This window comes from Rhizobium ruizarguesonis (assembly GCF_017357285.1).
Lineage (GTDB): Bacteria > Pseudomonadota > Alphaproteobacteria > Rhizobiales > Rhizobiaceae > Rhizobium > Rhizobium ruizarguesonis.
In genome coordinates, this window is the sequence record NZ_CP071678.1 from 4,892,024 (window position 1) to 4,912,850 (window position 20,827).

General features: G+C 60.6%; 22 protein-coding genes. 9 read left to right on the top strand and 13 right to left on the bottom strand.

Features of this window, described 5'->3' with window-relative positions; all coding sequences use genetic code 11:
• Positions 1 to 235: 235 nt before the first annotated feature.
• The 3 genes from J3P73_RS23850 (at position 236) to J3P73_RS23860 (ending at position 1,023) form a co-directional block, all read left to right on the top strand.
• The gene (locus J3P73_RS23850; protein WP_007632343.1) at positions 236 to 391 is read left to right on the top strand and encodes a DUF3309 family protein; all 156 of its coding nucleotides are present in this window, start codon (positions 236 to 238) and stop codon (positions 389 to 391) included.
• A 27-nt stretch (positions 392 to 418) separates the two neighbouring features.
• Positions 419 to 673: a YMGG-like glycine zipper-containing protein gene (locus tag J3P73_RS23855; protein ID WP_018071981.1), complete on the top strand. Its 255-nt coding sequence runs from the start codon at positions 419 to 421 to the stop codon at positions 671 to 673.
• A 191-nt stretch (positions 674 to 864) separates the two neighbouring features.
• Positions 865 to 1,023: a hypothetical protein gene (locus J3P73_RS23860; RefSeq protein WP_165410339.1), complete on the top strand. Its 159-nt coding sequence runs from the start codon at positions 865 to 867 to the stop codon at positions 1,021 to 1,023.
• Positions 1,024 to 1,166: 143 nt separating this feature from the next.
• Here J3P73_RS23860 and phbB read toward each other — a convergent pair whose 3' ends face one another.
• Positions 1,167 to 1,892 (bottom strand): beta-ketoacyl-ACP reductase, encoded by a 726-nt coding sequence (gene phbB, locus J3P73_RS23865; protein WP_018071979.1) that lies wholly within the window; start codon positions 1,890 to 1,892, stop codon positions 1,167 to 1,169.
• Between the two features lie 70 nt (positions 1,893 to 1,962).
• A complete protein-coding gene (locus tag J3P73_RS23870; protein ID WP_130692988.1) occupies positions 1,963 to 3,144 on the bottom strand; it encodes an acetyl-CoA C-acetyltransferase in 1,182 nt (393 codons plus the stop codon).
• Between the two features lie 222 nt (positions 3,145 to 3,366).
• On the opposite strand from J3P73_RS23870, the gene phaR reads away from it, so the two are divergent.
• A complete protein-coding gene (gene phaR / locus J3P73_RS23875; protein WP_003543798.1) occupies positions 3,367 to 3,939 on the top strand; it encodes a polyhydroxyalkanoate synthesis repressor PhaR in 573 nt (190 codons plus the stop codon).
• On the opposite strand, the gene J3P73_RS23880 is transcribed toward phaR, so the two are convergent.
• The 5 genes from J3P73_RS23880 to mtgA form a co-directional block, all read right to left on the bottom strand.
• Positions 3,934 to 4,341, bottom strand: a complete 408-nt coding sequence (locus tag J3P73_RS23880; RefSeq protein ID WP_003543801.1) for a hypothetical protein — start codon at positions 4,339 to 4,341, stop codon at positions 3,934 to 3,936. The two genes, phaR and J3P73_RS23880, sit on opposite strands and share 6 nt — an antisense overlap.
• A gap of 145 nt (positions 4,342 to 4,486) precedes the next feature.
• On the bottom strand, positions 4,487 to 4,672 hold the full coding sequence (rpmF, locus tag J3P73_RS23885; RefSeq protein ID WP_003543812.1) for a 50S ribosomal protein L32: 186 nt from the start codon (positions 4,670 to 4,672) through the stop codon (positions 4,487 to 4,489).
• Between the two features lie 155 nt (positions 4,673 to 4,827).
• The gene (locus tag J3P73_RS23890) at positions 4,828 to 5,475 is read right to left on the bottom strand and encodes a glutathione S-transferase family protein (RefSeq protein ID WP_018071977.1); all 648 of its coding nucleotides are present in this window, start codon (positions 5,473 to 5,475) and stop codon (positions 4,828 to 4,830) included.
• 13 nt (positions 5,476 to 5,488) lie between these two features.
• The gene (locus J3P73_RS23895) at positions 5,489 to 6,211 is read right to left on the bottom strand and encodes a DUF1868 domain-containing protein (RefSeq protein ID WP_130692989.1); all 723 of its coding nucleotides are present in this window, start codon (positions 6,209 to 6,211) and stop codon (positions 5,489 to 5,491) included.
• 158 nt (positions 6,212 to 6,369) lie between these two features.
• Positions 6,370 to 7,107 carry a monofunctional biosynthetic peptidoglycan transglycosylase gene (mtgA, locus tag J3P73_RS23900; RefSeq protein WP_024320491.1) on the bottom strand — a complete coding sequence of 246 codons (738 nt, stop codon included), beginning with the start codon at positions 7,105 to 7,107 and terminating at the stop codon, positions 6,370 to 6,372.
• 135 nt (positions 7,108 to 7,242) lie between these two features.
• Here mtgA and J3P73_RS23905 point away from each other — a divergent pair, with 135 nt between their 5' ends.
• Entirely contained in the window at positions 7,243 to 8,157 is a 915-nt protein-coding gene (locus J3P73_RS23905; protein WP_024320492.1) for a polyprenyl synthetase family protein, read from the top strand.
• A gap of 12 nt (positions 8,158 to 8,169) precedes the next feature.
• Here J3P73_RS23905 and hisC read toward each other — a convergent pair whose 3' ends face one another.
• The 4 genes from hisC to J3P73_RS23925 all read right to left on the bottom strand — a co-directional run bounded on the left by hisC (position 8,170) and on the right by J3P73_RS23925 (position 12,728).
• Positions 8,170 to 9,231: a histidinol-phosphate transaminase gene (hisC, locus tag J3P73_RS23910; RefSeq protein WP_130692990.1), complete on the bottom strand. Its 1,062-nt coding sequence runs from the start codon at positions 9,229 to 9,231 to the stop codon at positions 8,170 to 8,172.
• Between the two features lie 16 nt (positions 9,232 to 9,247).
• Entirely contained in the window at positions 9,248 to 10,498 is a 1,251-nt protein-coding gene (gene ispG, locus J3P73_RS23915; protein ID WP_130692991.1) for a flavodoxin-dependent (E)-4-hydroxy-3-methylbut-2-enyl-diphosphate synthase, read from the bottom strand.
• Positions 10,499 to 10,697: 199 nt separating this feature from the next.
• On the bottom strand, positions 10,698 to 11,888 hold the full coding sequence (locus J3P73_RS23920; RefSeq protein WP_130673281.1) for an MFS transporter: 1,191 nt from the start codon (positions 11,886 to 11,888) through the stop codon (positions 10,698 to 10,700).
• Positions 11,889 to 11,951: 63 nt separating this feature from the next.
• A complete protein-coding gene (locus J3P73_RS23925; protein WP_024320496.1) occupies positions 11,952 to 12,728 on the bottom strand; it encodes a DeoR/GlpR family DNA-binding transcription regulator in 777 nt (258 codons plus the stop codon).
• A gap of 131 nt (positions 12,729 to 12,859) precedes the next feature.
• On the opposite strand from J3P73_RS23925, the gene J3P73_RS23930 reads away from it, so the two are divergent.
• From J3P73_RS23930 to J3P73_RS23945, 4 genes are all read left to right on the top strand, one after another.
• The gene (locus J3P73_RS23930; RefSeq protein WP_197727335.1) at positions 12,860 to 13,810 is read left to right on the top strand and encodes a DMT family transporter; all 951 of its coding nucleotides are present in this window, start codon (positions 12,860 to 12,862) and stop codon (positions 13,808 to 13,810) included.
• A gap of 150 nt (positions 13,811 to 13,960) precedes the next feature.
• Positions 13,961 to 14,734, top strand: coding sequence for an amino acid ABC transporter substrate-binding protein (locus J3P73_RS23935; protein ID WP_024320498.1), 774 nt, complete (start codon positions 13,961 to 13,963; stop codon positions 14,732 to 14,734).
• A 195-nt stretch (positions 14,735 to 14,929) separates the two neighbouring features.
• Positions 14,930 to 15,610: an amino acid ABC transporter permease gene (locus tag J3P73_RS23940; protein WP_018071968.1), complete on the top strand. Its 681-nt coding sequence runs from the start codon at positions 14,930 to 14,932 to the stop codon at positions 15,608 to 15,610.
• Entirely contained in the window at positions 15,607 to 16,368 is a 762-nt protein-coding gene (locus tag J3P73_RS23945) for an amino acid ABC transporter ATP-binding protein (protein ID WP_130675929.1), read from the top strand. The genes J3P73_RS23940 and J3P73_RS23945 overlap by 4 nt, the downstream gene beginning before the upstream one ends.
• Before the next feature lie 158 nt (positions 16,369 to 16,526).
• Here J3P73_RS23945 and J3P73_RS23950 read toward each other — a convergent pair whose 3' ends face one another.
• Positions 16,527 to 17,099 carry an NADPH-dependent FMN reductase gene (locus J3P73_RS23950; RefSeq protein WP_130675930.1) on the bottom strand — a complete coding sequence of 191 codons (573 nt, stop codon included), beginning with the start codon at positions 17,097 to 17,099 and terminating at the stop codon, positions 16,527 to 16,529.
• Between the two features lie 185 nt (positions 17,100 to 17,284).
• Complete coding sequence (gene pyc / locus J3P73_RS23955; protein ID WP_130686927.1) at positions 17,285 to 20,749, bottom strand: pyruvate carboxylase; 3,465 nt, start codon at positions 20,747 to 20,749, stop codon at positions 17,285 to 17,287.
• Positions 20,750 to 20,827: the final 78 nt, after the last annotated feature.

The following is a 20,827-nucleotide window of genomic DNA, read 5'->3' on the forward strand; positions in this document are numbered from 1 at the left end:
CGATCAAACACGGAACGAATCGCTGACGAATCGGCGACATCTCGATTTTCCCGCTTTGTTCACCGCAACATATTGTATTTGCATGTCTTTTTAACCATAGCGGCAATTTTCCGAAATGACGGAAATTAAACCCTGAATCAGGGCTCCTCACAATTCGGAGCTCAACCGGGAACAAAAATCGCCAATGCGTGTTTCTCGTCCATCCAAATTGCCGGTGAAATGAAGGAAACACACCATGCTTGGCACAATACTACTTGTTATCCTCATTCTGCTCTTGATCGGAGCCTTGCCGAATTGGGGTTATAGCCGTGGCTGGGGCTATGGACCTTCTGGCGGTTTGGGGCTAGTTCTCGTGATTATCATTATCCTTGTACTAATGGGCCGCGTCTAAAGGCCAACTAACCTGGGGAGTTACGACATGATGAAGAAGATTGTTCTTATTGGTGCGCTCGTCGGCGCACTCGCATCTTGCACAGCGACCGAACAAGGCACGGCGATCGGCGCCGGCACTGGTGCGGTCATCGGCGGTGTCGTCACCAACAGCTGGGGCGGCGCAGCCGTCGGCGCCGTTGCCGGTGGCCTGACCGGCGCCCTGATCGGCCACTCGGTCGAACGCCGCGGCTACTGCGTCTATCGCGACCGCTACGGCCGCCGCTACGAGGCCCGCTGCTGATCGGCAAAAGCATCTCGGACTCCCAACGGGCGCTTCGGCGCCCGTTTTCTTTGCTGGTCCATTCGTCAACGTGACGTTGACAATCGGTTGCGAAAGTCAAATCTACCACCGCCCAACGGGCAGGCACATATTTCTTTCACGAGTGCAGCGGCAGGCACAGCCGCCGAGCGCAGTTGAAAGGAACGCCTCCAATGACCCAGATTTTCTTGAATTCTCTCGTCGTCGTTCTCATCGCGTCGGCTTTCCTGACGACCACGATATCAGCCCTCAGCCGCGAAGACCGCTCGCTGCGCAAAGTGCCGGCCAGAGTTCGGACACAGCGACATCCGAACACCGACCGCCGCTCTTGATCTTCCCGAAAACGCACCACCACTTCGGTCACAAGATCGCCGCCGGCATCACCGACAGACATCGATAAACAGCAATGGCGCGTCCTGCCGGACGCGCCATTGTTTTGAATCTAATCCGTACTGTTCAGTCGAAGAAGCAATGCCTAGACGAAGAACTGTCCGCCATTGGCCGTCAGCGTCGAACCGGTGATGAAGCCGGCATCGTCGGAGACGAGGAAGGTGACGCAGCGCGCGATCTCTTCCGGTTCGCCGAGACGGCCGACGGGGATCTGCGGAATGATGCGTTCGTTCAGCACCTTCTCCGGCACGGCAAGCACCATTTCCGTTCCGATGTAACCGGGGCAAATGGCGTTGACGGTGATGTTCTTGTTCGCGCCTTCCTGAGCCAGCGCCTTGGTGAAGCCGAGATCGCCCGCCTTGGCCGCCGAATAGTTCACCTGGCCCATCTGGCCCTTCTGCCCGTTGATTGACGAGATATTGACGATACGGCCGAAGCTGCGGTCACGCATGCCGGTCCAGACCTGATGCGTCATGTTGAACAGGCCGGTGAGGTTGGTATTGATTACCTCATGCCATTGCTGCTGCGTCATCTTGTGGAACATCGCGTCGCGGGTGATGCCGGCATTATTGACGAGGATTTCGACCGGACCGATCTCGCTTTCGACCCTGGCAATTCCCTCGCCGCAGGCGAGGTAATCCGAAACATCCCATTTGAACACCGGAACGCCGGTAACGTCGTGGAAGGCTTTGGCCTTCTCGTCGTTGCCGGCATAGCTGGCGGCGACCCTGTATCCGGCATTTTTCAGTGCCATGGATATTGCCGCGCCGATGCCGCGTGTGCCCCCGGTGACCAAAGCCACTCTGCTCATGTTCCGCTCCCCTTTTGTTTTTCGCCCGCCGCTTGGCGGGATCTTCAATCAAACATGGATCGTATGCTATTTAAAGCGCTTCAAAGCACATGGCCACACCCATGCCACCGCCGATGCAAAGCGTGGCGAGACCTTTCTTCGCGCCGCGGCGCTTCATTTCGAACAGCAGCGTGTTGAGAACGCGCGCGCCGGAGGCGCCGATCGGATGGCCGATCGCAATCGCCCCGCCGTTGACGTTGACGATCGACGGATCCCACCCGAGATCCTTGGTGACGGCGCAGGCTTGCGCCGCGAAGGCCTCGTTGGCTTCGACGAGATCGAGATCGTTCACCGACCAGCCGGCCTTCTCGAGCGCCTTGCGCGACGCCGGGATTGGTCCAGTGCCCATGATCTGCGGATCGACACCCGCCGTTGCCCAGGAAACGATGCGGGCGAGCGGCTGGATGCCGCGCCGGACCGCCTCCGCTTCGCTCATCAGCACCGCCGCAGCGGCGCCGTCGTTGAGGCCGGACGCGTTCGCGGCCGTGACCGTGCCGTCCTTGTCGAAGGCCGGGCGCAATTTCCCCATCGCCTCCAGCGTAGCGCCGTGACGGATATATTCGTCGGCATCGACCGTAACGTCGCCCTTACGTGTCTTGATGACGTAGGGGATGATCTCGTCAACGAAGCGACCGGCCTTCTGCGCTGCCTCCGCCTTGTTCTGCGAGCTGACGGCGAATTGATCCTGGTCATCGCGCGAAAGCTGCCACTGGCGCGCAACATTCTCGGCGGTGATGCCCATGTGGTAACCGTGGAAAGCGTCGGTCAAGCCGTCCTTGATCATCGTGTCGATCATCTTCATGTCGCCCATCTTGACGCCGCCGCGTAAGTGCGCGGCATGCGGCGCCATCGTCATGGATTCCTGGCCGCCGGCAACGATGATCTTGGCGTCGCCGGTGGCGATCTGCTGCATGCCAAGCGCGACCGCGCGCAGGCCCGAGCCGCAGAGCTGATTGACGCCCCAGGCCGTCGCTTCCTGCGGAATACCGGCCTTCATCGCCGCCTGGCGGGCCGGGTTCTGGCCCTCACCGGCGGAAAGCACCTGGCCGAGGATCACCTCATCCACCTCGCCGGGATCGACGCCTGCGCGCTCGAGAGCGCCCTTGACGACGGCCGCCCCGAGCTCATGCGCGAGGACTGTCGCGAAAGCGCCGTTGAAGGCGCCGACTGCTGTTCGCCCGGCGCTGGCGATGACGATGGATGGATTGCTCATGGGGACGCTCCTCGTTTTCGTCTCACTTACATAAGTGGAAACTGGCAAAGCTTGGAGCACAAGTCAAACGCGAAGACCGGCAGCCTTCCGCGAAAGCCCGATTCATCTGCTCTGTGAAAGGTTTGCCGCATCGCACAAAGAGATTGTCACCGGCCTTCTTTTGCGTTTACAGTCTCAAGTGGAGGAATATCCATAAATCAGACGGGGGTTCAGGAGACTGATATGGCGAAGCATGAGGGTCAGATCGTTATCAAGAAATACGCCAATCGCCGCCTATACAACACGGGCACCAGCACCTACGTGACGCTGGAAGACCTGGCGGAGATGGTGAAGAAGGGCGAAGAATTTACCGTACAAGATGCAAAAAGCGGAGATGACATCACCCATTCGGTGCTGACCCAGATCATCTTCGAACAGGAATCGAAGACCGGCAACACGTTGCTCCCGATCTCCTTCCTGCGCCAGCTCATCACCTATTACGGCGACCAGATGCAGATGGTCGTGCCGAGCTTTCTCGAACATTCGATGCGCTCCTTCACCGAACAGCAGGCCCAGATGCGCGAGCAGGTGACCCGCGCCTTCGGCGAAACGCCGCTCGGCAAGAACCTGCAGTTGCCGATGCAGATGGTCGAGGACCATGTTCGCCGCAATACCGAGCTGTTTCAGCAGGCGATGCAGATGTTCTCGCCCTTCATGACGCCGCCCGCCAAGGAAAGCCGCAAGGCCGAGGCCAAGGATATCGACGAGTTGAAGGAACAGCTCCGCGCCCTTCAGAACAAGCTCGACAACCTATAATCCGATCGAGACATCCCGCCCGGCGCTCCGGATCGACACGGCAAAACCGCCGATGACATCGATCAGAGCGATCGTCATCAAAATGAAGAACACCTGCGTCGCAGCATCCCGGACGAGCAGAAACTCGACCAGGAACGCGATGAACACCAGCATCGACAGCATGTGGTTGACGAGATTGCCGGGACCGGTTCTGGTCGCTTTGAGGATTTCGAAGAACAGCACGACAAGTGCGATGACGATGAAAAGATCGCCGAGCGCCATGCTCCAGATGGCGCCCGAGATCATCGACAGTACGATGATATCATGTTGCAGTGCCGGAATGCCGCCATCGCCCATCAGGCCCAGCATCGCAAGATTGTAAAGAATAAACGGGATAATCATTAGGGGCATGGCGGCTATCATCTGCAATCTCCCAGCGCATCATGGAAGAATACTGCCGCAAACCGTTGCCTGACTGCAAGTCATTGCAAATATTATATCGTCGAAATGCAAAAGGCCGGCGTGACGCCGGCCTTAAAACTTTGATCGGACAAGCCGGATCGGGAAATTATGCGCTTTCCTTCGGCGTCAGAACCTGGCGGCCGCGATACATACCGGTCTTCAGGTCGATATGATGCGGGCGACGCAGTTCGCCGGAGTTCTTGTCTTCGACGTAGGTCGGAGCCTTCAGGGCGTCTGCCGAACGGCGCATACCGCGCTTGGACGGGCTTGTTTTTCTCTTCGGTACAGCCATTTCTCTTACTCCACTTGCGGGCAAAACATTCCCACGGCCACACTGGCGGCCGAAACGGACATGTCGCGATTTCGGAATTTGGCGCGCTTATACATGCAAGGGGTGGCCTTGACCAGTCCCCATGCGTATTTTTTGCGAAGCCGATGATTCCAGGCTCAGACTTCGTCCTCCGGTACGATCCAAGGCTCGGCGCGGGCCGCCTCTTCCCATTTCCGCCAGGCCGGATGCGCCTTCATGGTCTCCATATAGGCCAGGATGTCGTTTCGGCTGACGAGATCATAGATGTCGAACCGGTTGACGACAGGCGCAAACATCGCATCCGCCCCGCTGAACGCGCCAAAGAGAAACGGTCCGCCGGATTGCTGCAGGAGGTCGCGCCAGATCGTCTCGATGCGGCTGATATCGGCGTCGACACCATCCGGCAACGCGATCTTGCCCTTCGGCCGGCGGATATTCATCGGGCAGGCGCTGCGCAGCGCCCGAAAGCTCGAGAGCATTTCCATCGAAACCGAGCGGGCGAGCGCCCGCTCGGCCCGATCCCTCGGCAGAAGGCCGGCGTCCGGATAAAGTTCGGCGACATATTCGATGATCGCCAGCGATTCCCAGATCTTCAATGCGCCGTGCTTGAGAAGCGGCACCCGCCCGGTCGGCGATACCGCCTTGATATTGGGATTGCCACCCGCATCGTCGAAGGGGATCAAGACTTCCTCGAAATCGATTCCGGCAGCCGTCAGCGCCATCCACGGCCGGAACGACCAGGAGGAATAGTTCTTGTTGGCGATGTAAAGCGTCGGTTTGTCCATGAGGCTCTCCCGTTCAGGCTTCGAAATCGAAGATCAGCAATTCGTGGAAATGGTTCATATCCTCGAACATGCAGAATGCCGGCGGTGTCAGCTCGAAAACAGCGGCCTTGCGGCGGATATCGTCGGCCACGTCATCGAGCATCGCCTGCCAGCGCGGCAAGGCTTCGTCCTCCAGCCGTTCGATCGCATAGGCGAAGGTTATGTGGAACTTATAGTCCTCATGGTTCGGCTGGCGATAGCCGAGAAGATCGGCCAGTGCGCTGCGCCAGGCGCGCATGACCTTGCGGTCGTTCGCCGTGGCCCCGTCGACGAGCAGGCCTGACGGACGCGCTTCGGCGATGGCGACCTTGAAGGGGTCGAACATCGAGAAACCTTCCAGCCTGGCCGCCATCAGCGCGGTCATGTCGTCGATCGGCGTATCGAGCGGGAGATCGCCCGGCCAGCAATCCTGGCGGCGCCTGGTCTCGATGACACCTTCGAAAAGCGTCATGTGAATGCTTGAAATCGGCGTGAAGAGGAACTGCGGAGCCTCGGGCATCGCCAGATATTTCTCACGCGCCTCGATCAGTACTGACTGCGTCTGCGAGCCCTTTTCGAGATGGCAAACGATGGTGTTGCCGGCTTCCGGCAGAAAGCCGCCGACCTTGCCATAGCGGCTGCCGAGATGGGCGGGCGGGGTTGGATTGTGCCTCTTCGAACAAAAGAGAAGCTCGGGCGAAAATGTCGTGATGGTCATGGGCGACTCGGGGGCTCTGGTTGGACTGCATTCGCCCATATGGCAGAACCAAGAATGTCAGATGACACTTGCCGCTCTAACTATATAATTTAGAACAGGATTCAGATTTTAGGCGGACCCGGCCTAAAATCATCCTGTTCTAGCGACAAGTTCTGATCTCAGTCATAGATGCACTTGATGTAATCGCCCGAACCTTGTGCGCGTCTCTCGATCACGCCGGCGAGCCGGCGAAGGCCTCGTCCGGGCTTGCCGGCATTGCGGTCGATCGGGTTTGGCAGCGAGACGGCAAGCAGCGATGCCTGGCGCCGCGTCAGCTTCGAGGCCGGCACCTTGAAATGATGCTGGGCCGCCGCCTCGATACCGTAGATGCCGGGACCCCATTCGGCGATGTTGAGATAGATTTCCATCAGCCGCCGTTTCGACAGGACGAAATCCGTGGTCACCGCGAGCGGAAGTTCCAGCGCCTTGCGCACGAACGAGCGGCTGTTCCAGAGGAAGAGGTTCTTCGCCGTCTGCATCGGGATCGTGCTGCCGCCGCGCGTCGCCTGGCCTTTCAGCGTATCCTCGACCAGCATGCGCATTTCCGCCCAGTCGACGCCGCCGTGAAAGCAATACTGTCCGTCCTCTGACATCATCACCGACTGCACCACAACCGGGGCGATTTTATCCAGCGACACCCACTGCCGGTCGTAACCACGCAGCAGCACGAGATCGCGCAGCATCAGCGTCGAGACGGGGTGAATGAAGGGCAGCAGATAGAAAAGGATCAGCGCATAGGGAAGGATCAGCACGATCAGCACGGCAAGAACAATGCGTTTCAACACACGCCGGTCTTCGAACCATCGCCGACGAGCCGGCATGTCGACGCTGTCCTCTCTCTCTGGCGCTATATCCAATGTCCCCAGTCCGATTTCGCTCCTGTCGTTCTCATAACGCCTGTGCAGAGCTTATGCCAGAGTGCGTGGCGAATCTTGCTGCCGCCATCGACAATTCCGTTGCAAGCCCGGGGGCGCTCATGCCAAACAGCGCCCATGGACGCGAACCGGGACACTTTCGAGACGAGGCTGAAGAACAACGCCCGCGAGATCGAGGCGCTGCTCGACGCATTGCTTTCAGCAAATGCTCTTTCCGATGAAATCGCCAGGCCCGAGACGCTGCGCGATGCCATGCACTATGCCGTGTTGAACGGCGGCAAGCGGCTGCGCCCGTTTCTCGTCGTCGAAAGTGCAGCCCTTCTCGGCGGCGACGCTGAGGCGGCACTTCGCGTCGGCGCCGCACTCGAATGTGTCCACTGCTATTCTCTCGTACATGACGACTTGCCGGCCATGGACGATGACGACCTGCGCCGCGGTAAACCGACGGTGCACATAAAATTCGACGAAGCGACGGCAATCCTCGCGGGTGACAGCCTGCTGACCTATGCCTTCGACATCATCGCCGCGCCGGAAACGACCCTTCCCGATTCGAGCAAGGCATCGCTTGTGCTGGCCCTTGCCCGCGCAGCCGGTCTCGGCGGCATGGCCGGCGGCCAGGCGCTCGATCTCGCGGCGGAAAGGCAGGTCCCTGACGAGGCCGGCATCATCCGGCTGCAGGCGATGAAAACGGGCGCGCTGATCCGCTTCGCCTGCGAAGCCGGCGCCGTCATCTCGGCAAGCCTGCCGGAAGATCGCCGCCGCCTGCGCGCCTTCGGCGAAAAGATCGGCCTTGCCTTTCAGCTTGCCGACGACATCCTCGACCTGACCTCGGACGCGGCGACCATGGGCAAGGCAACCGGCAAGGATGCGGCCCGCGGCAAGGGAACGCTTGTGGCCCTGCGCGGCATGGAATGGGCCGAGGCCCAGCTCCGTGAGCATGTCCGCGATGCCGAGGCGCTGCTGGCCCCCTATGGCGCCCGCGCCTCGACCCTTACCGCCGCGGCGCATTTCATCGCCGACCGGAAGAACTAGAGCCTTTCCTGGTCAGGCGGCCAATATCTCCTCAAGGGCGGAAACCAGACGGGCACACTCCTCGTCCGTGCCGATGCTGATACGCAGGAAGTCCGAAATACGCGGCTTGGCAAAATGCCGGACGAGAATGCCGCGCTCCCGTAGGGCGGCTTGAAGCGCTGCTCCCGAACGGCTTTCGTGCCTCGCGAAAACGAAATTCGCCTGCGACGGCAAGACCTCGAAACCCAAAGCTTCAAGTTCAGAACCGAGGCTTTCCCGGCTGGCGATGATTTTCCTCCGGCATGTCTCGAACCACGCCTCGTCCTTGATCGCCGCCGTCGCGGCAAGCTGCGCCAGACGATCGAGCGGATAGGAATTGAAACTGTCCTTGACCCGCTCCAGCGCCTCGATCAGCGGCCGCTGTCCCAGCGCGAAGCCGATGCGCAGACCTGCAAGCGAACGGGATTTCGACAGGGTCTGGATTACCAGCAGATTGGGATGCGTGGATATCAGCGGGATGGCGCTTTCACCGCCGAAATCGACATAAGCCTCGTCTATGACGACGACCGCATCCGGATGGGCGGCAAGAAGTGCTTCGATACCAGCAAGCGGCAGGCCGATACCGGTCGGTGCATTCGGATTGGGGATGATGATCGCGCCGCATGGTCTGTCGTAATCTTCCAGCCGGATCCGGAACCCATCATCAACAGGCACCTCGATCGCTTCGACGCCGTATAGCAGGCTATAGGTCGAATAGAAGGCGTAGGTCACATCGGGGTAGAGAAGCGGCCGTTCATGTTTCAGCAGCGCCTGAAACACATGCGCAAGAACCTCGTCGGAGCCATTGCCGACGAATACCTCTTCCGCCGTCAGGCCGAAATGGGCCGCGATCGTCCCGCGCAATTCCATGGCGGAGGGATCGGGATAGAGCCGCAGACGATCGTCCGCCGCGTCCCTGATCGCCTCGAGCGCCTTCGGAGACGGCCCGTAAGGGCTCTCGTTGGTATTGAGCTTGACCATGTTCGCGATGCGGGGCTGCTCGCCCGCGACATAGGGCCGAAGCTTGCTGACGATTGGCGACCAGTACCGGCTCATGCGAACTTGCGGGCGCTCATTCCGCCGCCGTCCGCTGGCCGAAACGCTTCTCGATATAGTCGACGACAAGCGCTTCGAAGTCGGCGGCGATATTGGGACCACGCAGCGTCAACGCCTTCCGGCCGTCGATGAAGACGGGGGCCGCTGGCGTCTCGCCGGTACCCGGAAGCGAAATGCCGATATCGGCATGTTTGCTTTCGCCCGGCCCATTGACGATGCAGCCCATGACGGCGACGTTCAGTGCCTCGACGCCGGGATATTTCTCGCGCCAGACCGGCATGTTCTTGCGGATATCGTTCTGGATGTTCTGAGCGAGCTCCTGGAACACCGTCGACGTCGTGCGTCCGCAGCCCGGACAGGCCGCAACGACGGGTATGAACTGGCGGAAGCCCATGACCTGCAGGATTTCCTGCGCCACCTGGACTTCGCGCGTGCGGTCGCCGTTCGGCTCCGGCGTCAGCGACACGCGAATCGTATCGCCGATGCCGTGCTGCAGCACGAAGCCCATCGCCGCCGACGAGGCGACGATACCCTTGGTGCCCATGCCGGCTTCAGTCAGGCCGAGATGCAGCGCATGATTGGAGCGTTCGGCAAGCATGGAATTGACGGCGATCAGGTCCTGCACCTGGCTGACCTTGGCCGACAGGATGATGCGGTTGCGCGGCAGGCCGATCTCTTCGGCAAGGGCTGCCGAAAGCAGCGCCGACTGCACGATCGCCTCGCGCGTCACCTGCCGGGCCGAAAGCGGCGACCCGGCTTCGGCATTCTGGTCCATCAGCGCCGTCAGCAGATCCTGATCAAGCGAGCCCCAGTTGACGCCGATGCGCACCGGCTTGTCATAACGGATCGCCATCTCGATGATCTCGGCGAACTGCTTGTCCTTCTTGTCCTTGAAGCCGACATTGCCGGGGTTGATGCGGTATTTCGCCAGCGCCGCGGCACAATCAGGATGATCGGCGAGCAGCTTGTGGCCAATATAGTGGAAGTCGCCAATCAAAGGCACGTCCATGCCGAGGCGCAGCAGCCGCTCGCGGATCTTCGGCACGGCGGTCGCACTCTCGTCGCGATCGACGGTGATGCGCACCAACTCCGAGCCCGCCCGGTGGAGAGCGGCGACCTGCGCGACGGTGGAATCGACGTCGGCCGTATCGGTGTTCGTCATGGATTGCACGACGACCGGCGCCCCGCCGCCGACGATGACGCCGCCGACATCGACGGCAACGGAAGCGCGGCGTGGTTTCGGATCAAAATCGGCGGCTGACAACATGAAGAGTTCTTGCACCCCTAAAACATGTCGCGCAAAAGTGTGCAGCGGTTTTGCGATAACGACATGCGAAAAATAAAGACCTAAGGCGCGAGGAGCAAATCTGAAAGATTGCGACGCGCTTTAGAAACAGTGCCTTTCAGGTGGATCATGACCGCTTTCTTGTCAACCGCCCCTGATATCACTTTTGTTGGGAGGCGGCTCAGTGACCGCCTCCGGTCGTGCCGTCGGCATAATGGGCCAGCTTGGAGAGCAGGAGAACGACGATGAGCAGCACCGGCAGCGCCATGAAAACGACGGCAAAGCCGATATGCTCGGCGACAAAGCCGATCAACGATGGCGCAACCAGCATGCCGGAATAGCCCATGGTCGTGACCACCGAGATGGCGATGCCGGGCTTGAGGCCGGGTATGTTGCCCGCCGCCGAGAAGGCGATCGGCACCATGTTGGAAATGCCGATACCGCAAAAGGCAAAGCCCAGGATGGCAATCTCGGCATTGGGTGCCAGGCCTGCAAGCAGCATGCCGACGATGGCAAACAGCGTGCAGATGCGCAGCGTCTTGACGCCGCCCAGACGGTCGCGCACCAGGTCGCCGCCAAAGCGCATGATTGCCATGGTCGCCGAAAAGGCTGCGAAGCCAAGACCGGATAGTGCCACGGATGCATCCATTTCCTGCCGGAGATAGAGTGCGCCCCAGTCGAGAACCGCACCTTCAGGCACCATGCTGAACAGCGCCATCAACCCGAGCAGCCACGGCAGCGGCACCATCGGCAGCTTCGTCTTTTCCTTCTTGGTGTCAGGATGCGGCGGATCCGCAAGGATCATCGGCCACGCGACGGCAAGGAAGATTGCCGCCAGCACCGTCGCCAGTTGCGCATGGCCGAGCACGCCGAGCTTGGAAATCACGATGCCGCCGAGACCGGAGCCGATCAGTCCGCCAAGGCTCCAGAAAGCGTGACAGGACGACATGATGGCGCGGCGCATGGATTTCTCGACCGACACCGCATTGGCATTCATCGCCACATCCATTGCGCCGATGAAGCCGCCGAACAGGAAGAGCGAGATTGCCCCGGTCGGCACATTTGGCGCGAGCGTCAATGCCAGCAGCAACGGCAGCAAGCAGACAGCCAGTACCTGAACGACGACACGCGAGCCGTGTTTGGCGATCTGCGCACCGGCGATCGGCATCATGACCAGCGAGCCGACGCCGAAGACGAGGATCATCAGCCCAAGCTCGAACTTGGTCAGCGCCAGACGCTCGGCAAAATCCGGGATCTTCGGCGCCCAGCAGCCGACGACAAAACCGTTCATGAGAAAGAGCAGGGAAACCGCCGCCCTGCTTCTGGTAATGAAGCCGCTCCGGGCTCCCGGCGTACTCACATGACTATCCATTTCCGGTCTTTCCTCATTGCCGGGCTTGCTTGGCCCGGTCTCCCTAAACTCTATGACGTCGCCTCAGTTCGTTTTCTCGGCGAGAACAGTCCTGCATCCGCGCTCGCGGTAACCGGCGAGAATGGCCGGATCGGCATCGTGCTCGACGACCAGGCATTCGCAATGCGCGACCGGCAGGATGCTATGGGGGGCCGCAGTGCCGAATTTCTCCGAGGTTGCAGCCACCAGCACCCTTTTGCTCCTGGATGTCGCAAACCGCTTGAACTCCGCATCCTCGAAGCCGAACACCGTGATGCCGGCCTCGAGATCGACGCCGCAGGCGCCGAGAATGCAGAGATCGGGCGAGATCTGCTCCATATCCCGCAAGGCCTTGGCGCCGAGCGAACCGCCCGTCTGCCGGTCCACCATTCCGCCGATCAGGATGACGGCGACGGCAGGCTTGTCGATCAGCGCCGCGGCAATCGCCGGCGCATTCGTCGCAGCCGTCAGTGCTAGTTCGGCCGGCAACGCATTGGCAATCGCCAGATTGGTGCTGCCGGCATCGAAGAACACGGTCGAGCCGGCGGCAATCTGCTTTGCCGCAGCGCGCCCCAGCGCCTGTTTCCGGTCAGCGGCAAAGCCGATACGCTGCGTCAGGCTTCCATGCGCCGGCGAGACCGGCAATGCGCCGCCATAGACCCGCTCGCAGAGCCCTGCCGCCGCCATCTCGCGCAGATCCCGCCGCACCGTATCCTCGGAGACACCGAATTCGAGCGCAAGCTCCGTCGCCAGCACGCGGCCATTCAGCCGCAGCCTCTCGGAAATCACGCCTTGGCGCTCTCGCAACAAAAAATCCTGCATGTTCCTACCGGATCGAGATCTCATAAACCGAAAACGTGCATAAACGCTTATGATCATGCAGGCAATATGCACGGTTACACGTTTTCTGACGTTCGGAAACAAAGCTGCACTACCAGAGCGAATATGCCCTATTGACCGGTCTTGAAGGCGGGAATATCGATTGCTCAATCCCGATTCCCGCCGGCATATCCGCCACCTGGTGCTTTCTCCCCGTGAAAAACTCCGTCAGCCTGGGCATCCTGCTCACGACCGTCGCCTATATGGCGTTCACCTTCCACGACGCGATCATCAAGATCCTGGTTTCAAGCATTCCCGTCTGGCAGATCCTGTTTTTCCGCAGTCTCACCATCCTCGTCGGTTCTCTCGCCTATGGTCGCGGCAAGCTCGTCCGCCAGACGATGACATCGCCGATCATCAAGCCGATGGTCGCCCGCAGTATCCTTCTGCTCTGCGCCTGGCTTTCCTATTATTCCGCCGCAAGCCGCCTGCAGCTTGCCGAAGTGACCACGCTTTATTACGCCGCACCTGTCGTCGGCACCTTGCTGGCTTGGGTCATCCTGAAGGAGAAAGTCACGCCGGCGCGCTGGCTGGCCGTCGGCGTCGGCTTCGTCGGCGTTCTCATTGCCTGCAATCCGATCGGCCTCACCATCTCCTGGCCGGTCTATCTAGCGCTGCAGGCAGCCGTGCTCTGGGCCTCCGCCATGGTGCTGCTGCGCAAGACCTCGCTGCACGAGAAGACCATTATCCAGCTCACCGTTTCCAACGTCTTTTTTCTTGCCATGACCGGCATTGCCGTGATCTGGACATGGCAGACCCCCGATATGACGCAGCTCGCGCTCCTCATTGCCACCGGCGTCGTTGCCGGCTGCGCGCAGTTCGCTCTTTTCGAAGGCATGCGCCAGGCGCCCGTCTCCGTGCTTGCGCCATTCGAATATAGCTCTCTCGTCTGGGCCTTCCTCCTGGGTTATCTGATCTGGGCCGACGTCCCGACACAGAATGTGGTTGTCGGCGCAGCGATGATCCTCGGCGCCGGATTGATCATCATCGTCAGCGAGAGGCTGCGCCGCCGCATCACCGCTTGATGCCTGATTCTGCCGGATTCATGGTTCGAGCGGCCGTTTGAGAAAAATATTTGCAGTTGCTGCTTTTATTCGCAGTTTTCTACGCTTCCGGCGCCATAATTTTCTGCCAACTATCCTCACCCGAAGCACCTCCCAAGGATGGATGAAACAATGAACTGGTTGAAAACCGTCGCCGCCGCCGCCCTCATTCAGGCTGCGGCCCTCCTGCCTGCCCATGCCGGTGAAAACCTCGCCGCCATCAAATCGGCCGGCGTCTTCAAGATCGGCACCGAAGGCACCTATGCGCCCTTCACCTATCATGACGAAAGCGGCAAGCTCGTCGGCTTCGATGTCGAGATCGGCGAAGCGATCGCCGCCAAGCTCGGCGTCAAGGCCGAGTTCGTCGAAGGCAAGTGGGACGGCCTGATCGCCGGCCTCGACGCAAAGCGCTACGACACCGTCATCAACCAGGTCGGCATCACCGAAACCCGCAAGCAGAAATATGATTTCTCCGAGCCCTATATCGCTTCCAAGGCCGTACTAATCGCCCGCGACGGCGACGGCAGCATCAAGTCCTTCGCCGATCTGAAGGGCAAGAAGGCCGCACAGTCGCTGACCAGCAACTTCGGCAAGCTCGCAACCGAAGCCGGTGCCGAGCTCGTCGGCACCGACGGTTTTGATCAGTCGATCCAGCTCGTACTGACCAAACGCGCCGACGCCACGATCAACGACAGCCTCTCCTTCCTCGATTTCAAGAAGCACAAGCCGGACGCGCCGGTGAAGATCGTCGCCGAGCAGGAAAATGCCGACTACTCCGGCGTCATCATCCGCAAGAACGAGCCGGAGCTTCTCGCCGAAATCAACAAGGCGCTTGCCGACATCAAGGCCGACGGCACCTACAAGAAGATCGCCGACAAGTATTTCGGCCAGGACGTTTCCAAGTAATTTAAATTCCTCCCCATCCCCTCCCCACAAAGGGAGGGGTTTCGATGCTGCTGCTCTCATCTCAAAACAGCCTCTCAGCCAACAGCGGGGTCGCTATTTGGTGCGTCCGGGCCTCCGATAAACCCTCCCTCTTGTGAGGAGGGGTTGGGGAGGGGTATTCCATTTCAACGTAGCAACCGACGAGAGGGAACTCCCTTGGCGCACTGGCTCCAACTGATGGCGGAATCGCTGCCCTCGCTCCTGTGGGCGGGGCTGATCTTCACCATTCCGCTGACCCTGCTATCCTTCGTCTTCGGCCTGGCCCTCGGGCTCGCCACCGCGATCGCCCGGCTCTTCGGGCCGACGCCACTTTCCGCCATCGCGCGCTTCTATGTCTGGGTCATCCGCGGCACGCCGTTGCTCGTTCAGCTCTTTGTCATCTTCTACGGCCTGCCGAGCCTCGGCATCCTGCTCGATGCCTTCCCTGCCGCCCTCATCGGCTTCACGCTGAATATCGGCGCCTACAGCTCCGAGATCATCCGCGCCGTCATTTCCTCGGTGCCGAAGGGCCAATGGGAGGCCGCCTATTCGATCGGCATGAGCTGGCGCCAGGCGATGAGCCGCACCATCCTGCCGCAGGCCGCTCGTGTCGCCGTGCCGCCTTTGTCGAACACCTTCATCTCTCTGGTCAAAGACACCTCGCTTGCCGCGGCCATCACCGTGCCGGAGCTTTTCCAGGCGGCGCAACGCATCGTCGCCACCACCTATGAGCCGTTGATCCTCTATATCGAGGCGGCGCTGATCTATCTCGTCCTGAGCTCCGTCCTCTCGCAGCTGCAGGTGCGGCTGGAACGCCGCTTCGCGCGTTATGGCGGCATGCTGGAGGCAAATGCATGATCGAGCTTTCCAATATCGAAAAACGCTTCGGCGACGCCATCATCCTCAAGGATATCAGTATCCGCATCCCCGAAGGCAGCGTCACCGCGCTGGTCGGGCCTTCCGGCGGCGGCAAGAGCACGCTGCTGCGCTGCATCAACCTGCTCGAAATTCCGACCGCCGGCTCTATCCGCCTCGGGGAGGAGAAGCTGGCCTTTGCGCCGGGCAAACGAACGAGCTGGCAGGCGATCCAGAAGATCCGCCGCCAGACCGGCATGGTCTTCCAGAACTTCCAGCTATTCCCGCATCAGACCGCGATCGAGAATGTCATGGAAGGCCTGGTGACGGTGTTGAGATGGCCGAAGGAAAAAGCGCGCGAGCGTGCGATGGAATTGCTGACCAAGGTCGGCATGACGCACAAGGCCGATGCCTGGCCTTCGACGCTGTCGGGCGGCCAGCAGCAGCGCGTCGCGATCGCCCGCGCACTGGCGCCGTCGCCGCGCGTGCTTCTCTGTGACGAGCCGACATCCGCCCTCGATCCCGAGCTTTCGGCCGAAGTGGTCGATGTGCTGGGCCAACTTGCCAGCGAAGGCACGACGATGGTGATGGCGACCCACGATCTCCGGCTCGCCTCGAAGATCGCCAATGACGTGGTTTTCCTGGAAGCCGGCAGCGTGGTGGAAACGGGCAGCGCCAAGGCGATCTTCAGTGCGCCGGAGCGCGAGCGCACCAAACGCTTCATCTCGACGATCAACGCCGCCCATACTTACGATATCTGAGCTAGAGCATGATGCCGAAAAGTGTGAGCGGTTTTCGGACGACATCATGCTCTATTTCTTTGATTTAGATCCGGATTCAGATTTTAGGCCGACCTGGTTCTAAAATCATCCGGATCTAATGCCGGGATGCGAACATCCCGGCATTGCTGGAACTCCAATCAGGAGGCCGTGACGACCGAGCGCGCCGCCTTCAGCGCATTGCCCCACCAGGTGAGCTGGTCGAGCTGGTTCTTCGCTGCTTCGTTGAGATGCGCGTAATCGCTGAGACTCTTGCCTTCCTTGAGGACGCCAAGATATTCGCCAAGCGCGATATGCACGCCCGTTTTCACCGAAGCCGCCCCCATTTCCACGAAGATCAGGCGAAGATGCTCGACCGCACGTGCGCCGCCGACGCCGCCGTAACCGACGAAACCGACCGGCTTCTGGATAAACTCGCCGAGGTCGATGGCGTTCTTCAGAACGGCCGTCGGAGCGTGATTGTACTCGGCGACGGTGAAAATGAAGCCATCGAATTCACGCAGCTTCTTTTTCCAGCGCTCTGCCGTCTCGCTTTCAGCGGTGGTGGCACGCTGCTCACCGAAAAAATGCATAGGGTAGTCGAGCAGGTCGAGAACCTCGACCTCGATGTCCTGGCGCTCGGCGGCGATAGCGGCAATCCACTTGGCCGGATGCTCGGCAAAACGGCCAATACGCGTGCTGCCGACGATGACGGCAATCTTCAACTTGCTCATGGATATTGTTTCCTGGATTGGTCTTGGGGGCGGATGGCCAAGTTTATGAGAAAGCCTCCACGCCGGGCAAGGCGCGGAGGCTGCTAACTCTCAGCTTTTTGACAGGCCGATCGTACACGATCGGGTGAATGGAGCCGGTTCGCAAAGGCGCTCAAGGGCGCTGTTCAACGACGGCCACTTGTTGTTCAACCTGCGTAGACGACGAGCAGGTCCTTGGCATCGATCTGATCGCCCGCCCGCACCAGTACTTCGGAAATCGTGCCATCCTTTTCCGCATGCAGCGCCGTTTCCATCTTCATCGCTTCGATGGAGACCAGCACGTCGCCGGCATTGACGGCCTGGCCGGGCGAGACGAAGACGCGGCTGATGACACCCGGCATCGGCGCACCGACGTGAACGGCATTGCCCGGTTCGGCCTTGCGGCGGACGGCGGCCCCTGTCGCCCCATGGGCCCGGTCCGGCACTTTGATGCGGCGCGGTTGGCCGTTGAGCTCGAAGAAGATGGTTACCATGCCCTGGCTGTCGGTTGCGCTCATCGCCTGGTTGACGATCACAAGCGTCTTGCCGCGCTCGATATCGGCAAACAGTTCCTCGCCGTCCTTGAGACCGTAGAAATAGGCGGGCGTCGGCAGCACCGAGACCGGGCCGTAGGTATCGGAGGCGAGCGCGAAGTCGGTGAAGACCTTCGGATACATCAGGTAGGAAGCGAATTCGAAGTCGCTGATCTCGCGCTCGAGCTTCGTCTCGATGACTTTACGCTCCGCATCGAGATCGGCCTCCTTGAGCAGTGAGCCGGGACGCACGGTATAGGGCTTGTCGCCCTTCAGCGCCTTCTTCTGCAGCGCCTCAGGCCATCCTGACGGCGGCTGGCCGAGATCGCCCTTCAGCATCGAGACCACCGATTCCGGAAAGGAGACTTCCTTGTCGGGGCTGACGACATCGGCAACCGTCAAGTCCTGGGACACCATCATCAGCGCCATGTCGCCGACGACCTTGGAAGACGGCGTCACCTTGACGATATCGCCGAACATCTGGTTGGCGTCGGCATAGGCCTGCGCCACCTGATGCCAGCGGGTCTCGAGGCCGAGCGAGCGGGCCTGTTCCTTGAGGTTGGTGAACTGGCCACCCGGCATTTCATGCAGATAGACTTCGGATGCCGGACCCTTCAGATCGCTTTCGAAGGCGGCATACTGGTTGCGCGCCGCTTCCCAATAGAAGGAAACGCGGCGGATCCATTCCGGATCGAGGCCCGGATCGCGCTCCGTACCGCGCAACGCCTCGACGATCGAGCCGAGACAGGGCTGCGAGGTATTGCCGGAAAGCGCATCCATGGCGGCATCGACGGCATCGACGCCGGCATCGACAGCGGCAAGAACGGTCGCGGCCGCAATCCCTGAGGTATCATGCGTGTGGAAATGGATCGGCAGGCTGGTCGCCTCGCGCAGCGCCTTGAACAGAACCTTCGCAGCCGCAGGCTTGAGGAGGCCTGCCATATCCTTGAGCGCGATGATATGCGCGCCGGCCTTCTCGAGCTCGACCGCAAGGTCGGTATAGTATTTCAGATCGTATTTCGGACGGGCCGAGTTCAGGATGTCGCCGGTATAGCAGATCGCCGCCTCGCAGAGCTTGTTCTCCTCGGCAATGGCATCCATCGAGACGCGCATGTTCTCGACCCAGTTCAGACAATCGAACACCCGGAAGAGATCGATGCCGCCCCTGGCCGCCTGGCGGACGAAATATTTGACGACATTGTCGGGATAATTGGTGTAGCCGACGCCGTTGGCGCCGCGCAGCAGCATCTGCAGCAGAAGGTTCGGCGCGCCCTCTCGGATCAGTGCCAGGCGCTCCCACGGGTCCTCGGTCAGAAAACGCATGGAGACGTCGAAGGTCGCTCCGCCCCAGCATTCGAGCGACAAAAGGCCTGGCAGCGCATGCGCATAGGTGCCTGCGATGCGGGCGATGTCATAGGTGCGCATGCGGGTGGCGAGCAGCGACTGATGGCCGTCGCGCATTGTCGTGTCGGTCAAAAGCACGCGCTTCTCGTTGCGCATCCATTCGCCGAATTTCTTCGGGCCGAGCGTGTCGAGGAGCTGCTTCGTACCATCCTTGACCGTATTGCCGTTGGCATAGGGAACCACCGGCTCGGCCGCGTTATCAAGCGGCCTCGGCCTGTCCTTGGCTTCGGGGTGACCATTGACGGTGACGTCGGCGAGATAGGTCAGGAGCTTCGTGGCGCGATCCTGGCGCTTCACCTGCTGGAAGAGTTCCGGCGTCGTGTCGATGAAGCGTGTCGTGTAGCTGTTGTCCCTGAACTTTGGATGGCCGATGATCGCTTCGAGGAAGGTCAGGTTGGTTGCCACGCCGCGAATACGGAATTCGCGCAGCGCCCGATCCATGCGGGCGATCGCTTCGGATGGGTTGGGCGCCCATGCCGTAACCTTCACGAGAAGCGGATCATAAAAGCGGGTGATGATGGCGCCCGAATAGGAAGTGCCGCCATCGAGGCGGATGCCGAAACCAGACGCTGAGCGATAGGCGGTGATACGGCCGTAATCCGGAATGAAGTTATGCTCCGGATCTTCCGTGGTGATGCGGCATTGCAGCGCATGGCCGTTGAGACGGATATCTTCCTGGCGCGGCACGCCCGATTCCGGCGTGCCGATCGCAAAGCCATCGAGGATGTGGATCTGCGCCTTGACGATATCGATGCCGGTAACGACTTCGGTCACCGTATGCTCGACCTGGATGCGCGGATTGACCTCGATGAAATAGAATTTTCCGGTATCGGCATCCATCAGATATTCGACGGTACCGGCGCCGATATAATTGGTCGCGGCCGCGATCTTCAGCGAATAGGCGGCGAGTTCCTGGCGCTGCGCCTCCGAGAGATAGGGCGCCGGAGCGCGCTCGACGACCTTCTGGTTGCGGCGCTGGATCGAGCAGTCACGCTCGAAGAGATGCACGACATTGCCATGCGTATCGCCGAGAACCTGGCTTTCGACATGGCGGGCGCGCTCGACGAGCTTTTCCAGATAGACCTCGTCCTTGCCGAAGGCCGCCATCGCCTCGCGTTTGGCTTCCGTCACCTCGCGGGCGAGATCCTTTGGATCGCGGATCGCGCGCATGCCGCGCCCGCCGCCGCCCCAGGAGGCCTTGAGCATGACGGGATAACCGATCCCTTCCGCCATCTTCGCCACTTCGGCCATGTCTTCCGGCAGCGGCCCGGTGGCCGGCACCACAGGCACGCCGACCGAAATCGCCAGGTTGCGCGCGGCGACCTTGTTGCCGAGCTGGCGCATCGTATCGCCCTTCGGGCCGATGAAGATGATGCCGGCCTCGATGCAGGCATCGACGAATTCGGGGCTTTCCGAAAGCAGGCCGTAGCCGGGATGAATGGCATCGGCGCCGGAGAGCTTCGCGACCCTGATCACTTCCGCGATCGACAGATAGCTTTCGATCGGACCCATATCCTTGGAAAGATGCGGGCCGCGACCGACCTGGTAGCTCTCGTCCGCCTTGAAGCGGTGCAGCGCCAGCTTGTCTTCTTCCGCCCAGATCGCCACCGTTTTTATTCCAAGTTCGTTGGCCGCACGGAACACGCGAATGGCAATTTCAGAGCGATTGGCAACGAGAATCTTGGAAATGGGCAAAACGGTCTCCTCAGACGTTCAGACGCGGGCATGCTGCACCCGCGAAGGAAATTCTTAACTTCTTGTCACAGAAAGTTC